Below are 15,623 nucleotides of genomic sequence, written 5' to 3' on the forward strand. Positions count from 1 at the left end.
TGCGCTTACTGCCATCGGAGACCTCTGATGATCACTGTACGCACTGCCTGCCTGCTGGCCGATTACAAACGCTGGGCCAATCAGCGTCTGTTTGACAGCCTTGCGGCGCTTCCTCCGGGCGAAGTCAAAAAACAACGGGTGTCGGTGTTCAACAACATGATCGGCACCCTCAATCATGTCTACGTGGTGGATTGCATCTGGCGGGCGCACCTTGAAGGCCGGGGACATGGCTTCAAGACCTCGCACGATCTGCTGCATGCCGACCTGTCGGAACTGCGCCAGGCGCAAAAAGAGATCGACCGCTGGTACTGCGACTGGAGCGCCCGGCAAACCGATGCCTCCCTGGACAGACCGGTGGAGTTCACCTTTGTCTCGGGCGAAAGCGGCACCATGAGTGCCGGCGCGATGCTGATGCATGTGGTCAACCACGCCAGCTATCACCGCGGCTGGGTGGTGCAGATGTACTTCGAGATTCCGGCCATGCCACCGGTGACCGACATGCCGGTGTACCTACGCGAATCCGAACCGGTGGTCCTGCAGTCGATCAATGCCCCGACGGTGGCGCCGCCATGTGCTGTGCAATTTTCGAACGCAACCAGCGTTCTGCCGGATCGTTATCGCTGACCCCGTTCCAGACCATCGACAGTTCGGACAGGTTGATCTCAAAGGGCGCATCGTCCGCCCGTAACTGGCTGCTGCCTTCGATCAGCGCACTGGCCGCATAATCCGGTACGGTGGCGAGCATGTCAGTACCCGCCAGCAACGCCCGCAAGCCCGCGAACTGTGGCACCGCCAGTACCACCCGGCGCGAACGGCCGATCCGGGCCAGGTCATTGTCGATGGCACCGCTCAGATCCCCGGAAAACGACACCAGTGCGTGAGGGCGTTCGCAGAACTCGTCAAGGGTCAATGGGCCGGGACGGTCATCGCCGCGCAGGATCTTCACACTCAGGTCGCGCAATTTCTTGCGCTTGGCATTGGCCGGCAATTCCGTGGTGTAGCTGATACCGACGGAAATCTCGCCGCTGGCCAGCATCGACGACATCAGCAGAAAATTCACCCGGCGCACCACCACCACAACGTTCTGTGCCTCTTCGCGAATCTGCTTGAGCAGCGGCGGAAAGAGCCCGAATTCGGCGTCGTCGGACAGGCCGATGCGAAACACCTCGCGACTGGTGGAGGGCTCGAAATCCTTGGCCCGGCTGACTGCACCGGAAATGGTGTCCATCGCCGGCTGCAACTCCTTGAGAATCTGCAACGCCCGCGGGGTCGGCTCCAGGGTTCGACCGTTGCGCACCAGCAACGGGTCGTCGAACAGATCGCGCAGCTTGGCCAGCGACGCACTGACAGCAGGTTGACCGAGGAACAGTTTTTCCCCGGCCCGGGTCAGGTTCTTCTCGAACATCAGGGTTTCGAAAATCACCAGCAGGTTCATGTCCACGCGGCGCAGGTCGTTGCGGTTCATGCCGGGGTTCTCGGTGGGATCTTGAGTCTTCTCAGTAAAGCACCAAATCCTGCGCAATCTGGAATTCGCTGATGACCTGTGGGAGCGGGCTTGCTCGCGAAAGCGGTGTGTCAGGCGACAACATTGCTGGCAATGCCGACGCCTTCGCGAGCAAGCCCGCTCCCACAGGTTCGGCGCTTTATTCAGGCGGATCGAGTCGATCCAGCACCCGGTTCACTGCCAACTCACCCAGCATGATGACCTGAGCAATGCCCAGCAGCGTGTTGCGATGCGAGCCCTCCAGAAAACCCGCCAGATCGTTGGTCATCACATTGGCCGAGGCCAGCGACTCGCAGGCGTGGGCCAGCAGGGTTTCGGTGTCGATGTCGGGGTTGATGGTGAACATCGTGGACGGTTTGTGGGGCGTGGCCATGATGTTGGCGGCGGGGTTGAGGTAGTGATTGAGGGCGCGTTCGGCGGCTTCGTGGAATTGCTTGGAGTCGGGGCTTTCGTAGGGGGAGGCTGGATTTGTTTCCGGGGGATTGGGTGTGGGCTTGATCATTGATGGAGCTCCTAATTGAAATTACGGAGCCTTCAGCCCTCGCTACCAAACGAGGGGTGGCGGCCATACGCGGGTTGGTAGACCGGTAATTAGGAACCCGGCGCTCCCGAGAGAGCCCTGCGCATGGCCACCATAAAACAGAGACCTGAAAGGTCTGCAAACGGTGCGCTATGCGCCTAATTAGTCCGGGCTACCAAACCCGATCGCTGTTTTTCAGCGACCGGCTAACGATAAAGCCCGGGCCCAAGGCGCGTAAGCCGGCGGATTCTGGCGTAACCGTAGGCAATGACGCAAGGCGCTGTAGCTTTCATCAAGTTACGCTGACAGCCGTTAAACAATGGCGGTCAGTCGATGTTTAATGTGCGGATGTCACGACAAAAACATGGCTTTGGGCTGATCACGAAACCTGTGGGAGCGGGCTTGCTCGCGAAAGCGGTGTATCAGTCGACAACATTGCTGGCAATGCCGACGCCTTCGCGAGCAAGCCCGCTCCCACAGGTTCATGGGGTGGACTCAGGCTCGGTCAACATTTTGCGGAAGGTCTCCACCAACGGCCGCAAATTGATCCGGTGCCACGCCGCCCACAGCGGTCGGGTGAGGGAAATCCACGACACTTCCCGCAGCACCACGCCCGGCGGTGCGTTGCGGCTCAAGCCTTTCTGGATCATGGCGATGCCCAGTCCTGAGGCCACCAGTGCCATTGCGGTGAACGGGCCGGTGGCTTCCATGCGGATATCCGGGGTGAAGCCGGCGCGGATGCAGGCGCTGACGAAGTTTTCACGGCTGGCGACATTCTGGTGTTGCACGCCAATCCACTCCTGACCGGCGAGGTCTGCCGGGGTAAGCACGGTCTGCTGTGCCAGCGGATGGTGCTCGGGCAGGGCCAGCAGCATCGGGTCGTCCAGCACCTGGAAGCCCAGCAGGTCCGGGTCGTCTTCGGTCGGTGGTTCGCTGACCAGGGCAATGTCCAGGCTACGCTGGCGCAAGCCTTCGAGTTGTTCGGCCGAGCGCAGGTTGTACAGCGCCACATGTACGTTCGGGCGGTTGACCCGCAGCACGCGCAAGGCATTGGGCAGCACGCCGGCGTGCATGGCATTTTCGATGTAGCCGATGCACAGGCCGCCTTCCTCGCCGCGCCCCAGGCGTTTGCCGAGGGACTCCAGGCGATTGGCGTGGGTCAGCAGGGCGCGGGTTTCGGCGAGGAAAGTCTGGCCGTCGCGGGTCAGACGGATGCGTTGCTGGCTGCGCTCGAACAGGGTCAGGCCCAGGCGTTCTTCGAGCTGGGCGATCTGCCGGCTCAGGGGTGACTGGGAAATATGCAGGCGTTCGGCGGCGCGCCCGACGTGTTCTTCCTCGGCGACGGCGACGAAGTAGCGCAATTGGCGGATGTCGATCATGTCAGACCTTCAGGGACTCAAGTGCTGCACATTATGTCTTGGACGGTCCGATGCTCGCAATCTAGGATCGGCTCAACGGTCAGCCACCTGACCTCTGATACTCAAGAGGATCCACCATGAGCTTGAAAGACAAACTGCCCGGCGCGCTGGGCCTGGGCACCGCACCACTGGGCAACATGTTCCGCGCCATTCCCGAAGACGAGGCAATGGCCACCGTCCATGCCGCCTGGGACGCCGGCGTGCGTTACTTCGATACCGCGCCGTTCTACGGATCCGGCCTGTCGGAAATTCGCCTCGGCGCCGCATTGGCCCGCTACAACCGCGACGACTATGTACTGAGCAGCAAGGTCGGCCGGGTGATCCTCGATGAAGTCGAAGACACCGCCGCCCGTGACCTGGGCGAGAAGAGCGGGGTGTTCGAGCACGGCCTGCCGAACAAAATCGTCAACGACTACAGCGCCGACGCGACCCTGCGTTCCATCGAAGACAGCCTCAAGCGCCTGCAAACCGATCGCCTGGACATCGTCTGGGTCCACGATATCGCCCAGGATTTCTACGGCGATCAATGGCTGGAGTACTTCAACCAGGCCCGCACCGGCGCGTTCAAAGTGCTGACACGCTTGCGCGAGGAAGGTGTGATCAAGGGCTGGGGCCTGGGCGTGAACAAGGTCGAACCCTGCGAGCTGACCCTTGATCTGAGCGAAGCGCAGCCGGACGGTTTTCTGCTGGCGGGTCGCTACACTCTTCTGGACCATGATCGCGCCTTGCAGCGTTTGATGGACGCCGCCCTGGCGCAGCAGGTCGAAATCGTGGTCGGCGGTCCTTACAGCTCGGGCATCCTGGCCGGTGGCGCGCACTTCGAATACCAGAAGGCCAGCCCGGCGATCATCGACAAGGTCGAGCAGATCAAGCGTATCGCGGCGGCCCATGGCGTCGATGTCAAGGCCGCGGCATTGCAGTTTTCGCTGGCTAACCCGGCAGTCGCCGCGGTGATTCCGGGTTCCAGCCGTCCGCAGCGGATTGCCGAAGACGTGGCCGCGCTGTCGGCGGTGATTCCCGCTGCTTTCTGGCAGGCGTTGCGTGAGGCGAAGCTGGTCTCCGAGCGCGCGCCCTTGCCCCTCATTGGAGCTTGAACATGAAGATTGATTTGAGTGGAAAACTGGCAGTCGTCAGTGGCAGCACCGCCGGCATCGGCCTGGGCATCAGCCAGGCACTGGCCGAGGCGGGCGCCACGGTGGTGGTGATCGGCCGCGATACGGCCAAGGTCGAGCAGGCACTGGCGAGCATCCGTCAGCGTGTTCCTGCTGCGCAATTGCGTGGCGTGACCGCCGACCTGGGCACCGCCGAAGGCGCCGAGAAACTGTTCGCCGCCGAACCACGGGCAGACATCCTGGTGAACAACCTCGGGATCTTCAACACGGTGGACTTCTACGACGCCCCGGACAGTGAGTGGACGCGCTTCTACGAGGTCAACGTGATCTCCGGTGTGCGCCTGTCCCGGCACTACACACCGGGCATGGTCAAGCAGGGTTGGGGGCGGGTGATTTTCCTGTCTTCGGAATCCGGCGTGGCGACCCCGGCGGACATGATCAACTATGGCGTGACCAAAAGTGCCAACCTGGCGGTGTCCCATGGCCTGGCCAAACGCCTGGCCGGCACCGGGGTGACGGTCAACGCGATCCTGCCCGGCCCGACCTTTACCGATGGCCTGGAAGACATGCTCAAGGACGCCACGGCCGAATCCGGGCGCAGTGCCCGGGACGAAGCCGATGCGTTCGTGCGCAAGGCCCGGCCGACGTCGATCATCCAGCGCGTGGCGGACGTCGAGGAGGTTGCCAATCTGGTGGCCTACATCGCTTCGCCGTTATCCTCGGCCACCACCGGTGCTGCCTTGCGGGTCGACGGCGGTGTCGTCGACAGCCTGGCCATCTGAACCTTATTGATTGGAGAAAGCATTTCATGGCAACTGCAACAGCCTTCATCGACATCCCGGCTTCGGCCGAGCAGGTCTGGCAATTGATTGGCGGGTTCAACTCGCTGCCGGACTGGCTGCCGTTCATTCCCAGGAGCGAGCTCAGTGACGGCGGGCGCGTGCGCAGCCTGCAAACGGCGGATGGCGCGGTGGTGATCGAACGCCTGCAAACCTTCGACAACGCGGGCCGAACCTACAGCTACTCGATTGAGCAGGCACCCTTTGCGGCGACTGATTATCTGGCGACGATCAAGGTCGAGGCGCAAGGCGAGGGCGCGCGGGTGACCTGGTCCGGGCGGTTTGAACCGGTGGGCGTGAGCAACGAGGAAGTGGAGGCGTTGTTTACCGGGATTTATTCCGGCGGACTGCAAGCATTGCGGGCCAATTACCCGGGTTGAGATTTTTAAAAGATCGCAGCCTTCGGCAGCTCCTACAGGGTTATGTGTACACCTGTAGGAGCTGCCGCAGGCTGCGATCTTTTGGTTTTCAAGTCTGCGCTATCAAGCTTTCCCGACAATCAAGCACCAACCGCGCACCGCCCAGTTCGCTGCTGCCCACCTCCAGCGTAAATCCGTGCAGGCTGACAATCGCCGCGACGATGGACAGGCCCAACCCGAAGCCGGTCTTTTGATTGCCGGCCTCGGCGCGATAGAAGCGCTGGAATACCGCTTCACGCTCCGCCTCGGGAATGCCCGGGCCGGAGTCGAGCACTTCGATCCGTGTATGCCCGCCAGCATTGACCCCGCGCAGGATCACCGCCCCGCCGGGCGGGGTGAATTTGATCGAGTTGCTGAGCAGGTTCGCCACGGCTTCGAACAGCAGCGCCCGGTCGCCATTGAGGGGGGGCAATGACGCAGGCAGGTGCAACTGGAAAACCAGGCCGTCGTCTTCCGCCAGGGGCAGGTAGAACTCATGCAGTTCCTGCAGCAACGCCACGGGGTCCAGTTGCACGAAACCGGAGCGGCGCCGGCGATCTTCCAGTTCGGAAATCCGCAGCAGGCCACGGAAACGCGCCATCAGCGTATCGGCTTCGGCCAGCACCAGGTCCAGTTGCATGGCCTGCGGCGAGCCTTCGCCGGCTTGCTGCTGCATGCGGTAAAGCTGCGCGCGCAGACGGGTCAGGGGCGTGCGCAGGTCATGGGCGATGTTGTCGCACACACCCTTGACCTCGTGCATCAGGCGCTCGATGCGTTCGAGCATGGCGTTGACGATGGCGGCGAGCATGTCCAGTTCGTCACGCCGATTGGACAGTGGCAGGCGCCGGCTCAGGTCGCCGGCGACTATGGCTTCGGCACTGGCCTGGATCCCGCGGATGCGGCGCAACGGCCGGCGCCGCAGCAGATACCAGCCGACGATGCCCGGCAGGATGGTCAGGGTCACCCCCCAGAACAGCGCGTGAAGAATGATGCGGGTCACGGCGAACAGCGAACCGTTGTCGCGCACCAGCACCAGCCAGCGGCCGTCGAGGGTGCGGGTCGCCACGGCGTCGCAACTGTCGGCGGGCAGCGTCTGGTCATCATTGTCGCCGGAGGCATCGCAGTCGCGCAGCATGTGGATCTTGCCATCGAGCGGCAAGCCGTCCGGAATGTAGCGCAGGGCGCCGCTGAGGTAATGATGCCGGGCATCGAACAGGCCATAGGCGTCGATGCCGCGGATGTCGAAGGTCATGCTGACGGCGAGGGCGTCCACCAGTTGTTCGCCCGAGAAGCGCGAAAACAGGTGCTGGCGCTGCATCAGTGAGTGCTTGGCCAGGTTGTCCAGATAAGCGGAAACCTCGTAGTACATGACCCCCATGAGGATCCCGCTCCAGATCACGAACAGCGAACTGTAGAGCGCCAGCAAACGGCTGCTGGAAGAGCGCCAGCCTTTAGACGGGTTCGGCAATGACATAACCGGAGCCTCGCACGGTCCGAATCAGTGGGACATTGCCAGGCGGGTCGATTTTCTTGCGCAGACGGCCGATGTGTACGTCGATCAGGTTGGTGCCGGGGTCGAAGTGGTAACCCCAGACTTCTTCGAAAATCATCATCCGCGAGAGGATTTGCCCGGTATTGCGCATCAGGAATTCCAGCAGTTTGTACTCGGTGGGCAGCAGTGTCAGCAGTTGACCGTCGCGGCTCGCTTCGTGGCTGATCAGGTTCAGTTCCAGGTCCGCCACCCGCAACGTGGTGGCCTGGGCGGTCACGGTGTTCTGCCGACGCAGCAGGACTTCGACCCGGGCGGCCATTTCATCGGTGGCGAAGGGTTTGGTCAGGTAGTCGTCGCCGCCGGCGCGCAAGCCGCGCACGCGCTCATCGACGTCTGACAGTGCGCTGATCATCAGGATCGGCGTCGCCACGCCCATGGTCCGCAGCGTGGTGACGATCGCCAGGCCATCGAGTTCGGGCAACATGCGGTCGAGGGTGATCAGGTCATAGTTGCCGCTCACCGCACGCTCCAGCCCTTCGCGGCCATTGTCGACCCAGTCGACGTCGAGGCCGTGGCTACTCAGTTCGGCGACAATTTCCCGGGCGGTCACGGCGTCGTCTTCGATGGTCAAGATGCGGGTCATAAGGCTGGCCTGATTTGCAGTTCAATACGAAGTTGCGAGCATTTTGCCAAGAAAAAACCGCGACTTAATAAATTAACTTTCATCTGGGCGGGGTCCCGTTCGCAACATTGATATCATTGAGCCATAACTTCAATGGGGTGCTGCATTGTGCGTAACTCGATCCGCCATGGCTGGATGCCGATTTGTCTGTTGTTGTTCAGTGTGTTCAGTTCATCTGCCTGGGCTGGCAATACACCCTGCTCCGGCAAAAAGGGTGGAATCGATCGCTGCGACGGCGATCTGTTCCTGTGTAACGACGGCTCCATCAGCGGCTCGAAAAAAAGTTGCTCGGCCATGTTCGGCGGTCAGACCCAGGCACGTCCACAAGCGTTTATCCAGGACACGCAGGGCTGCTCCTGTGGCACCGGTTCGTTTTGTACCGGGCCAAGAGGCGGCGTTTACTGCCTGACCCCCAGTGGCAATAAAAGCTATAAGCGCAAATAACCCATGCATAAAACCCGTTGGCTCAACCTGATCCTTGCAGTTTGCATGGGACTGGGAAGTTCAAACTTTCTAAGCGATTGAGGCACAACGATTTATTCAAAGTGCGTGACTGGCACGGTGACTGCAATTCCTTCCTCGAAGAGTTGTAACACCATCTTTCTGCCTGGAGCGATACAACTATGAATAGATCCTCTGACGGTTTCTATCCCGCCATGGACGAGTCCACGACGCTGTCCGGCGTGTCCTGGGGAGCGATTTTCGCGGGTGCCGCTGCCGCGGCGGCGTTGTCGCTGATCCTGGTGTTGCTCGGCTTCGGCCTGGGTTTTTCGGCGGTATCGCCCTGGGCCAATGAAGGCGTAAGCGCCAAAGGCCTGGGGATCTCGACCATTGTCTGGCTGGCCTTCACCCAGATTGTCGCTTCGGGGCTTGGCGGTTACATCGCCGGGCGACTGCGGGTGAAGTGGGCGTACATGCACGGCGATGAAGTTTACTTTCGCGACACGGCCCATGGTTTTCTGGCCTGGTGCGTGGCGACGCTGGTGACGGCCACGCTGGTCGCCGGGTCGGTCAGCAGTCTGGTCGGCGGTGGCGTGCAGGTCGGGGCGAACATGGTCGGCGGTGCCGCCAGTGCCGCGACGCAAGCCGTCGGCACTGCGGCGGGCAACACCCAAGGCGATGAGTACGGTTACTTCGTCGACAGCCTGTTCCGTGATGATCGCCCGGTTGCCGTGAGCGATGATGCGGCCCGGGGCGCCGTCACCCGGATCTTTGTGCGTTCCCTGAACAGGGGTGAACTGGCCGCCGAAGACCGGACTTACCTGGCGCAACTGGTCGCACAACGGACCAACCTCACTCAGGCTGACGCCGAACGTCGTGTCGATGAAGTCTATGCCCGCACCCAGAAAACCGTGGCCGACGCCAAACTGGCCGCTCAACAAGCCGCTGACACCGCTGCGAAAGTGGCGGCGTGGACCACGCTGTGGATGTTCGTTGCACTGTTGGCCGGTGCGTTCTTCGCCAGCCTTGCCGCCACTTTCGGCGGTCGTCGTCGGGATGCGGTGGTGTATCTGGAAACCGATACCTACGTCACCGCTGCATCGATCCGTTAATCCAGGAGAACTACCATGCGTTCATTACTGCTGTTCTTTCTCGGCGTGCCGATCCCGATCATCATTTTGATTGCGTTGTTTGTGCATTGATTCGACTGAAGCTATAAAAGCTTCGCGAGCAAGCCCGCTCCCACAGGAACGCGTGATTCCCTGTGGGAGCGAGCTTGCTCGCGATGGCGGTCGAAGAGGCGAAATGAATCCGTCAGTCAATCGGCGTACTGACAAACACCTCAAGCCCTTCGGCATACGCCGTGAACGCGGCAATTCGGGGAAACTGCGCCGCAGTCACCTGGTCCGGCACCACCAGGTTGGTAAAGCTCCAGGCCACCGCCAGCGTGATGCCGTCCTGTTCGATCGCACCCTCAGTCTTCAGCGGCTGCTTTTCCAGCTCCCGTTCCAGCGCCGACCAGGCCGCCACCAACTGTCCTTCGACCCGCTGCACCCAAGGCTCGAATTGAATTTCCGCCGGCCGCAGGTTGCGCTCGTAGTAAAGCTGCACGGACTTTTCGCTGGCGGCCAGCGCCAGGCCGATCAGGCGCAACGCGCGCAGACGCTGAGCCGGTTCGACGGGCATCAGGCTGCTATCGGCCAGGGTTTCCAGGTAGTCGATGATCAGCGTCGAGTCCATCAACACCTCACCGTCATCCAGCACCAGCGTAGGCGCCTTGACCACCGGGTTGATCTGCCGGAATTGTTCGAAGTGGCGGAACACCGAAACCGATTGATGTTCCAGCGTGATTCCCAGGCATTTGGCAGAAATGGCGGCGCGCCTGACATAGGGCGAGTCCAGCATACCGATCAGCTTCATGGTCCTTTCCTTTATATGGCCATTTCGGGAGGGACAACCTTAGCTGAGGTTCGCAGCCGTGCAAATGGCAGGGAGAAACGCGGGGAAAATGGCCCCGTGCAGGCCGTTTGTCTTCTATATACAGCCGCTCGATTGAATTTCTTGCTATAAACGCACTCCGATTACCGCCTCAAAGCCTGCCGTAGAGCATTTTCAGGGCTTTGTCGGACAAATTCGCTGTCTTTTCAGTTGCTGAGGCCTCAAGTCGGCCGTAGACTGCCGCCCCTCGTAAATTGAGTGCCGGGTGGCGCTTGGAACAAACGGCGCCTTTCCGATGGCCTGCCCAGGTCTGCCGGAACGCTCCCTTATTCGCCTTAATGCACGTTTTTTTATAGAGATATCAATGACAAAGGACAAGTTGCTGGCCATGCCGGCGGATGACTACATGAATGCCGAGCAACATGCTTTTTTCTCCGAGCTGTTGCAGAACATGAAAGTCGAAACCCATGAGCGCATCGAACAGAACCGCATCGCCATCGAAAGCCTGGACACCCCGGCCGATCCGGCAGACGCGGCTTCGGTCGAAGAAGAGCGCACCTGGCTGGTGAACGCGATCGATCGCGACCAGCGCATGCTGCCTCAGTTGGAACAAGCCCTTGAGCGCATCAAGGAAGACAGCTTTGGCTGGTGCGACGACAGCGGCGAGCCGATTGGCCTCAAGCGCCTGCTGATCAGCCCGACCACCAAGTACTGCATCGAAGCTCAAGAGCGTCACGAGCAAATCGACAAGCACCAGCGTCAGGCCTGATTCTGTTAGGCAGCCCTGTTAATCCCGGGCTGCCTGGAAAAGATCGCAGCCTTCGGCAGCTCCTACGCAATTGATGTAGGGCGTTGCCGAAGGCTGCGATCTTTGTTTTCTGTCGTCTGCGATTTCCCGATTCTTCTATTGATCTGCTGCAAGGTTCGCGACTAAAGGCTCATGGATAATGGCCTTATGCCGGCGTTTAATGCGATGACAACAATTAGAAGTTTTCCGGGGTGACGATGATGACAAGAGACGGGTCTCTGGCTGCGGCAGTGCCTGCACCAGTGCTGTTGCCGAAAAACCGTTGGCTGACACCGACGCTGCAAAGCATCGCCTTGATGCTGTTGTTATGTGGCATGTCGTTGGGCGGTGGGTCGCTCTACCTTGGCCTGCCCCTGGCCGTACTGATCATCTGGCTGCCTCGCTTGCGTTCGCGCGCGACCCCACAGGCGGCTTCCCCCGGCAACCCCGATGCCATCGGCGAATTGACTCGCGATCTTTCCTACACCACCAGCCATAACGCGCTCTCGGCCGCCGGGGTGGCGTTCTCGGTTCGGCAATTGGCGCAAAAGCTGCAATCGCAACTCTCGGCGGCGGCACAGATCGTCAGCAACGCCGAGGTCATGATTACCACCGAACACGCCACCTCGCTGCTCAGTCGCCAGGCGCTGAGCGCCGCCAGCGAGGCTCATCAAAGCGGCGTGATGGGGCGTACGGAACTGATCGAGTCCATTGCCCGCATGCATCAGCTCAGCCAGCGCGCCAGCAACAGCCGTGAACTGATCGAAGCCTTGAGCCTGCGCAGCGATGATATCCAGCGCGTGACCCTGGTGATTCAGTCCATCGCCAGCCAGACCAACCTGTTGGCGTTGAACGCCGCCATTGAAGCGGCGCGGGCGGGGGAGCACGGTCGCGGGTTTGCCGTGGTGGCCGACGAGGTTCGCGGGCTTGCCGCGCGCACGGCGACCGCGACGGGCGAAGTCGGCGAGATGGTGGCCGATATCCAGCAACGTACGACACAGGTGGTGGAGCAGATCCGCCAACTGTCCAGCGACCTCGACTTTGGCGTCGAGCAGGTCGAGCGCACGGGGCAGCATCTGGAGAACATTGCCCGTCTGGCGGCCAGTGTCGAGTCCCAGGTCGGGGAAATCGCCCAGGGCGCAGACACCAACCGTGAACAGCTCGACAGCCTGTTTCACGCCATCGAACAGATGCGCAGCGACCTGGCGGTCAGCGACCAGCAGACTCAGCGTCTGGCCCAGGCGGCGGTGCAAATGGAAGGGCAGGCCGAAATCATCAGCGAGCGACTGGCCGAGGTGGGGCTGGATGATTATCACCAGCGGATCTATGACCTGGCCCGGGAAGGCGCGAGCCGGATTGCAGAGCGTTTCGAGGCGGATATCGATGCCGGTCGAATCAGTCTGGACGATTTGTTCGACCGCAACTACCAGGTCATCCCCCATACCAGCCCGGCAAAGTACCAGACGCGTTTCGACCGCTACACCGATCAGGTCTTGCCAGCGATCCAGGAACCCTTGTTGCCGCGTCACGAAGGATTGGTGTTCGCCATCGCCTGCACCCAGCAGGGTTATGTGCCGACCCACAACCATGCGTTCAGCCAGCCGCTGACGGGGGACGCGCAGGTCGATGCCTTGCAGAACCGGACCAAACGCAAGTTCGCCGACCGCACCGGGATCCGCTGCGGTAGCCATCAGAAGGCCGTGCTGCTGCAAACCTATACCCGTGACACCGGCGAGTTGATGCACGATCTTTCGGTGCCGATCATGCTCAAGGGCCGGCATTGGGGCGGTTTGCGCCTGGGCTACAAGCCGGAAAAACCGCGCTAGAAACCGCTAATGCTGATTACTCAAGCGAACAATAAGCAACCTGTGGCGAGGGAGCTTGCTCCCGCTGGACTGCGTAGCAGGCCCCTGCTCTTCAGGGAAAAGGAGGGGCCGCTTCGCGCCCCAGCGGGAGCAAGCTCCCTCGCCACAGGTCCAGTGTTCATCCTTGAGTGATTGTTACAAATCCTGCAACTGACCTGTGCAGCGTTTTGCTGTTTCCTCGTCGAGAATTTAACTAGCATACCTACTAATTAGGTTGCTAATGAAATTCGAGGTCAGCATGCAAGGCAAAGTTGATGTCGCGGTCATGATCGGCAGTGGCGTACCTGCTAGTCTGCGCTCCATGGGACGCAAGGTTTGCTGGGTGGTGTTGCTCAATGGCGAGCGCCGGGGCATGGCGTTCTCCAGTCGCGACGAAGCGGAGGAGTGCAAGGCTGCCTGGTTGGCGCAATTGAACGCCGAACGACCTGACAGCCTGCATTGAAGTGGTCAGTGGGTCTGATGCATGCGCAGGTTCAGGTCGTCGACCACCCGCGCCCAGTCTGCGTCTTCGCGCAGTTGTTCCTTGAGGAAGCCGGCCTGCTGCGGTGACCAGAACTCGGCGTCGATGAGCTTCTTGTCGTCGGGCAGGGAATGGCCGGCAATGAAGTCGTCGATCGCTTTCTGGCTCGAGTCCAGGCCGAGCTGGTCGAACAGGCCTTTCAAGTCGTGTGTCGGTGATTCCATCTTCATCTCCTTGCAGGTCATCAGTCGGGTCGAGGGGCGACGTGCGGTCTCCTGGTTTCGAGGGCGCCGCACGGGTGGAGTTCGATCACGATGTTCAAACGCAACACAGAGCATAGACCGCCAATCCGGGTATCAGGCTTTCAGTGCCCCGGCATCGACCGCCGCCTTCAGTTCCCTGGCAGATTCCTGGGCCGCGATGGCGGCGACATCCGGGGTTTTGAACCAGCGATCTTTTTCGACCTGGTGATAGGTCACGGTCTTGAGCGGTGGTTTGGCGCGCATGACAATCACGGCCTGGAATTCACCCTCGACTTCTCTGGCTTCACCCCGGATAAAAAACTCGCCGATATCAAATTCCGTCACGTTGCAGACTTCCCCTGGAAATACATTGTTGTTGTCAACGCAATCCGATTGGTTGCGGATCCGTTTTATTGGGCGGGCAGTATGGCAGTAGTTGCCCGTCGACGGCTGAGATAAGTCGACGGGCAGACCAAACGTAGATGGAAATGAGCGCGGCGGGCCTGTCAACCGTGTGATTCAAGAAACCGTGCGAGGGCGCAGGCTTCGTTATGATTGACTCGGAAACCTCTTACACAGCCTGTAGAAATATCCTTGATGTGAAAGAAGGCAATGCCCGCCATCACCACCTGAAATCGCGGGCGAGGAGGGGTATCGGGAAGCGGCTCAGAGCGGCCGAACGGTATCGGCTGTGAGAATGCTGCTGTTTGCGAGTCAGGCACCAAGGGATAGGCAAAGTGTGTCAGTGTGCGCATATGAAGTCCTTTTCATTGTTTTACCGACGTATGTACGTCGTTTTGGCTAGTCTCCAGGAGCATCGCTGCTCTAGAATCACCCTTACTGGCGGGTGAATGATGTTTATCTAAAGCAATTTTTTGCTGACGATATGTAGGAAATTTTTTTCTCTTGGTGAGATTTTTCTCCGAAGTTGATAGTCCATGATTTTCTGGCAGCAGGAAGGGCGTTTTCCTTCAGCCTGTGACGAACGTCAGTCAGGACGACACGAGTGACGTTCCAGTAGTCTTCTCAAGCTTCGTGATGAATGAGTGCACTGCTCATTCAGGACTTCAATCCGGGTTCTCTGGCTACACCTTCGGCATTGCCGCTTTTTTGGCTGTGCGTTTATTTTTCGCGTACGGCACCATTTTTCAGATGTGGGGATGTTTCCTTGGCAGTAAGTAATCTCGATATGCATGCCCTGTTCGTGCTGGGCGATTTGCGCGCAAAGCTGGTCAAGCAGTTTCAGTCACGTTTCGTTTACATCACCGAACAGAACGCTGAAGGCATTTACATTGCCGAAATCGACACCGAATCAGCTCTGGTGGTAGACGACAAACCCGGACTCAAACTCAAGGTCGGCGATCATTTCAGCGCCTCCGTGCTGCCCAGTCGCGAAGGCGGCAAGCTGGACATCAAGTTCCGCGACATCAAGCTGACGGTTTACGGAATTGGCGATTACGCCTTCGTGACCACGGCCGACGGTCAGGGGGTCGTGTTCAAGGAGGGGCACAGCGTGGTGATGGTGTTTGCCGCCCATCAACAGCTGCAGGAAGGCCTGACCAAGACCCTCAAGGCCGTGACCGCCAAAGCGGCCAAGTGGCGCAAGGGCGAACTGGTGACCTTCAAGGCCAGCGAGTGATGACCCTGACCCGCGCCGACTTCCACGAACAGAACCTGGCCAGCGCTCAAGACGAAGCGCGGCGGCTGTTCGGGCACAAGACCCTTCTGCAAGGAGCCTGGCTGAACTGGGTGGCGTCACAGCTTTACCAACTGCAACCGGCGCCCTACGCCAACATGGTCAGACGTGAGCTGGCGCGTTTGCAGGAAATTTCCGAAAACTGATCCACGCACCTCGAAAACGGGAACCTCTACTACAGTCATTGGACTGAGTATTCAGAGGCTTCGCGGTCTACTGCCAAGCCATC

General features: G+C 60.2%; 20 protein-coding genes. 11 read left to right on the forward strand and 9 right to left on the reverse strand.

Going from position 1 to position 15,623, the window contains the following annotated elements:
* The first annotated feature begins 27 nt into the window (after positions 1-27).
* Entirely contained in the window at positions 28-624 is a 597-nt protein-coding gene (locus KW846_RS17165) for a DinB family protein (protein ID WP_218480385.1), read from the forward strand.
* Here KW846_RS17165 and KW846_RS17170 read toward each other — a convergent pair.
* The 3 genes from KW846_RS17170 to KW846_RS17180 all read right to left on the reverse strand — a co-directional run bounded on the left by KW846_RS17170 (position 545) and on the right by KW846_RS17180 (position 3,403).
* A complete protein-coding gene (locus KW846_RS17170) occupies positions 545-1,465 on the reverse strand; it encodes a LysR family transcriptional regulator (protein WP_015094492.1) in 921 nt (306 codons plus the stop codon). The genes KW846_RS17165 and KW846_RS17170 overlap by 80 nt on opposite strands.
* 178 nt (positions 1,466-1,643) lie before the next feature.
* A complete protein-coding gene (locus tag KW846_RS17175) occupies positions 1,644-2,006 on the reverse strand; it encodes a DUF6124 family protein (RefSeq protein WP_218483685.1) in 363 nt (120 codons plus the stop codon).
* A gap of 500 nt (positions 2,007-2,506) precedes the next feature.
* Complete coding sequence (locus tag KW846_RS17180) at positions 2,507-3,403, reverse strand: LysR substrate-binding domain-containing protein (RefSeq protein ID WP_218483687.1); 897 nt, start codon at positions 3,401-3,403, stop codon at positions 2,507-2,509.
* A gap of 116 nt (positions 3,404-3,519) precedes the next feature.
* On the opposite strand from KW846_RS17180, the gene KW846_RS17185 reads away from it, so the two are divergent.
* The 3 genes from KW846_RS17185 to KW846_RS17195 are packed head-to-tail and all read left to right on the forward strand — an operon-like array spanning position 3,520 to position 5,773.
* Entirely contained in the window at positions 3,520-4,536 is a 1,017-nt protein-coding gene (locus tag KW846_RS17185) for an aldo/keto reductase (protein WP_218483689.1), read from the forward strand.
* Positions 4,537-4,538: 2 nt separating this feature from the next.
* On the forward strand, positions 4,539-5,336 hold the full coding sequence (locus KW846_RS17190) for an SDR family NAD(P)-dependent oxidoreductase (protein WP_218480381.1): 798 nt from the start codon (positions 4,539-4,541) through the stop codon (positions 5,334-5,336).
* 26 nt (positions 5,337-5,362) lie between these two features.
* The gene (locus KW846_RS17195; RefSeq protein WP_218483691.1) at positions 5,363-5,773 is read left to right on the forward strand and encodes an SRPBCC family protein; all 411 of its coding nucleotides are present in this window, start codon (positions 5,363-5,365) and stop codon (positions 5,771-5,773) included.
* A gap of 88 nt (positions 5,774-5,861) precedes the next feature.
* Here the strand turns inward: KW846_RS17195 and KW846_RS17200 are convergent, their stop codons facing one another.
* Together KW846_RS17200 and KW846_RS17205 are read right to left on the reverse strand one after the other, a co-directional pair.
* Complete coding sequence (locus tag KW846_RS17200; protein WP_218483693.1) at positions 5,862-7,265, reverse strand: HAMP domain-containing sensor histidine kinase; 1,404 nt, start codon at positions 7,263-7,265, stop codon at positions 5,862-5,864.
* Entirely contained in the window at positions 7,243-7,926 is a 684-nt protein-coding gene (locus KW846_RS17205; RefSeq protein ID WP_020796732.1) for a response regulator transcription factor, read from the reverse strand. The genes KW846_RS17200 and KW846_RS17205 overlap by 23 nt, the downstream gene beginning before the upstream one ends.
* Positions 7,927-8,058: 132 nt before the next feature.
* On the opposite strand from KW846_RS17205, the gene KW846_RS30045 reads away from it, so the two are divergent.
* Together KW846_RS30045 and KW846_RS17215 are read left to right on the forward strand one after the other, a co-directional pair.
* Positions 8,059-8,409, forward strand: a complete 351-nt coding sequence (locus KW846_RS30045) for a hypothetical protein (RefSeq protein WP_007973747.1) — start codon at positions 8,059-8,061, stop codon at positions 8,407-8,409.
* A 179-nt stretch (positions 8,410-8,588) separates the two neighbouring features.
* Positions 8,589-9,518 carry a hypothetical protein gene (locus KW846_RS17215; RefSeq protein WP_218483696.1) on the forward strand — a complete coding sequence of 310 codons (930 nt, stop codon included), beginning with the start codon at positions 8,589-8,591 and terminating at the stop codon, positions 9,516-9,518.
* 202 nt (positions 9,519-9,720) lie between these two features.
* On the opposite strand, the gene KW846_RS17220 is transcribed toward KW846_RS17215, so the two are convergent.
* Positions 9,721-10,326, reverse strand: a complete 606-nt coding sequence (locus KW846_RS17220; RefSeq protein WP_218483698.1) for a glutathione S-transferase — start codon at positions 10,324-10,326, stop codon at positions 9,721-9,723.
* A gap of 382 nt (positions 10,327-10,708) precedes the next feature.
* Here KW846_RS17220 and KW846_RS17225 point away from each other — a divergent pair, with 382 nt between their 5' ends.
* The 3 genes from KW846_RS17225 (at position 10,709) to KW846_RS17235 (ending at position 13,438) form a co-directional block, all read left to right on the forward strand.
* Positions 10,709-11,113: a TraR/DksA C4-type zinc finger protein gene (locus tag KW846_RS17225; RefSeq protein WP_007935965.1), complete on the forward strand. Its 405-nt coding sequence runs from the start codon at positions 10,709-10,711 to the stop codon at positions 11,111-11,113.
* A 701-nt stretch (positions 11,114-11,814) separates the two neighbouring features.
* The gene (locus KW846_RS17230; protein WP_371321759.1) at positions 11,815-12,957 is read left to right on the forward strand and encodes a methyl-accepting chemotaxis protein; all 1,143 of its coding nucleotides are present in this window, start codon (positions 11,815-11,817) and stop codon (positions 12,955-12,957) included.
* Between the two features lie 277 nt (positions 12,958-13,234).
* Positions 13,235-13,438, forward strand: a complete 204-nt coding sequence (locus tag KW846_RS17235; protein WP_218483700.1) for a hypothetical protein — start codon at positions 13,235-13,237, stop codon at positions 13,436-13,438.
* 5 nt (positions 13,439-13,443) lie between these two features.
* On the opposite strand, the gene KW846_RS17240 is transcribed toward KW846_RS17235, so the two are convergent.
* From KW846_RS17240 to KW846_RS30050, 3 genes are all read right to left on the reverse strand, one after another.
* Positions 13,444-13,680, reverse strand: coding sequence for a DUF2789 domain-containing protein (locus KW846_RS17240; RefSeq protein ID WP_007973758.1), 237 nt, complete (start codon positions 13,678-13,680; stop codon positions 13,444-13,446).
* 132 nt (positions 13,681-13,812) lie between these two features.
* A complete protein-coding gene (locus tag KW846_RS17245; protein ID WP_007973761.1) occupies positions 13,813-14,043 on the reverse strand; it encodes a hypothetical protein in 231 nt (76 codons plus the stop codon).
* Positions 14,044-14,204: 161 nt separating this feature from the next.
* Positions 14,205-14,453 (reverse strand): hypothetical protein, encoded by a 249-nt coding sequence (locus tag KW846_RS30050; RefSeq protein WP_256356762.1) that lies wholly within the window; start codon positions 14,451-14,453, stop codon positions 14,205-14,207.
* A gap of 413 nt (positions 14,454-14,866) precedes the next feature.
* On the opposite strand from KW846_RS30050, the gene KW846_RS17250 reads away from it, so the two are divergent.
* Positions 14,867-15,337, forward strand: coding sequence for a hypothetical protein (locus KW846_RS17250; RefSeq protein ID WP_218483702.1), 471 nt, complete (start codon positions 14,867-14,869; stop codon positions 15,335-15,337).
* Complete coding sequence (locus KW846_RS17255) at positions 15,337-15,540, forward strand: hypothetical protein (protein WP_218483704.1); 204 nt, start codon at positions 15,337-15,339, stop codon at positions 15,538-15,540. Before KW846_RS17250 ends, KW846_RS17255 begins: the two co-directional genes overlap by 1 nt.
* Positions 15,541-15,623 lie beyond the last annotated feature (83 nt).

The sequence above is a fragment of the Pseudomonas sp. PDM32 genome, from assembly GCF_019219225.1.
GTDB classification, from domain to species: domain Bacteria; phylum Pseudomonadota; class Gammaproteobacteria; order Pseudomonadales; family Pseudomonadaceae; genus Aquipseudomonas; species Aquipseudomonas laurylsulfatiphila.

What these genes read in the sequence shown, in the direction of transcription:
- KW846_RS17165 (WP_218480385.1), top strand. Translation starts at nt 28, where the DNA reads ATGATCACTGTACGCACTGCCTGCCTGCTGGCCGATTACAAACGCTGG.
- KW846_RS17170 (WP_015094492.1), bottom strand. Translation starts at nt 1,465, where the DNA reads ATGAACCGCAACGACCTGCGCCGCGTGGACATGAACCTGCTGGTGATT.
- KW846_RS17175 (WP_218483685.1), bottom strand. Translation starts at nt 2,006, where the DNA reads ATGATCAAGCCCACACCCAATCCCCCGGAAACAAATCCAGCCTCCCCC.
- KW846_RS17180 (WP_218483687.1), bottom strand. Translation starts at nt 3,403, where the DNA reads ATGATCGACATCCGCCAATTGCGCTACTTCGTCGCCGTCGCCGAGGAA.
- KW846_RS17185 (WP_218483689.1), top strand. Translation starts at nt 3,520, where the DNA reads ATGAGCTTGAAAGACAAACTGCCCGGCGCGCTGGGCCTGGGCACCGCA.
- KW846_RS17190 (WP_218480381.1), top strand. Translation starts at nt 4,539, where the DNA reads ATGAAGATTGATTTGAGTGGAAAACTGGCAGTCGTCAGTGGCAGCACC.
- KW846_RS17195 (WP_218483691.1), top strand. Translation starts at nt 5,363, where the DNA reads ATGGCAACTGCAACAGCCTTCATCGACATCCCGGCTTCGGCCGAGCAG.
- KW846_RS17200 (WP_218483693.1), bottom strand. Translation starts at nt 7,265, where the DNA reads ATGTCATTGCCGAACCCGTCTAAAGGCTGGCGCTCTTCCAGCAGCCGT.
- KW846_RS17205 (WP_020796732.1), bottom strand. Translation starts at nt 7,926, where the DNA reads ATGACCCGCATCTTGACCATCGAAGACGACGCCGTGACCGCCCGGGAA.
- KW846_RS30045 (WP_007973747.1), top strand. Translation starts at nt 8,059, where the DNA reads ATGGGGTGCTGCATTGTGCGTAACTCGATCCGCCATGGCTGGATGCCG.
- KW846_RS17215 (WP_218483696.1), top strand. Translation starts at nt 8,589, where the DNA reads ATGAATAGATCCTCTGACGGTTTCTATCCCGCCATGGACGAGTCCACG.
- KW846_RS17220 (WP_218483698.1), bottom strand. Translation starts at nt 10,326, where the DNA reads ATGAAGCTGATCGGTATGCTGGACTCGCCCTATGTCAGGCGCGCCGCC.
- KW846_RS17225 (WP_007935965.1), top strand. Translation starts at nt 10,709, where the DNA reads ATGACAAAGGACAAGTTGCTGGCCATGCCGGCGGATGACTACATGAAT.
- KW846_RS17230 (WP_371321759.1), top strand. Translation starts at nt 11,815, where the DNA reads ATGGGGCGTACGGAACTGATCGAGTCCATTGCCCGCATGCATCAGCTC.
- KW846_RS17235 (WP_218483700.1), top strand. Translation starts at nt 13,235, where the DNA reads ATGCAAGGCAAAGTTGATGTCGCGGTCATGATCGGCAGTGGCGTACCT.
- KW846_RS17240 (WP_007973758.1), bottom strand. Translation starts at nt 13,680, where the DNA reads ATGGAATCACCGACACACGACTTGAAAGGCCTGTTCGACCAGCTCGGC.
- KW846_RS30050 (WP_256356762.1), bottom strand. Translation starts at nt 14,453, where the DNA reads ATGCGCACACTGACACACTTTGCCTATCCCTTGGTGCCTGACTCGCAA.
- KW846_RS17255 (WP_218483704.1), top strand. Translation starts at nt 15,337, where the DNA reads ATGACCCTGACCCGCGCCGACTTCCACGAACAGAACCTGGCCAGCGCT.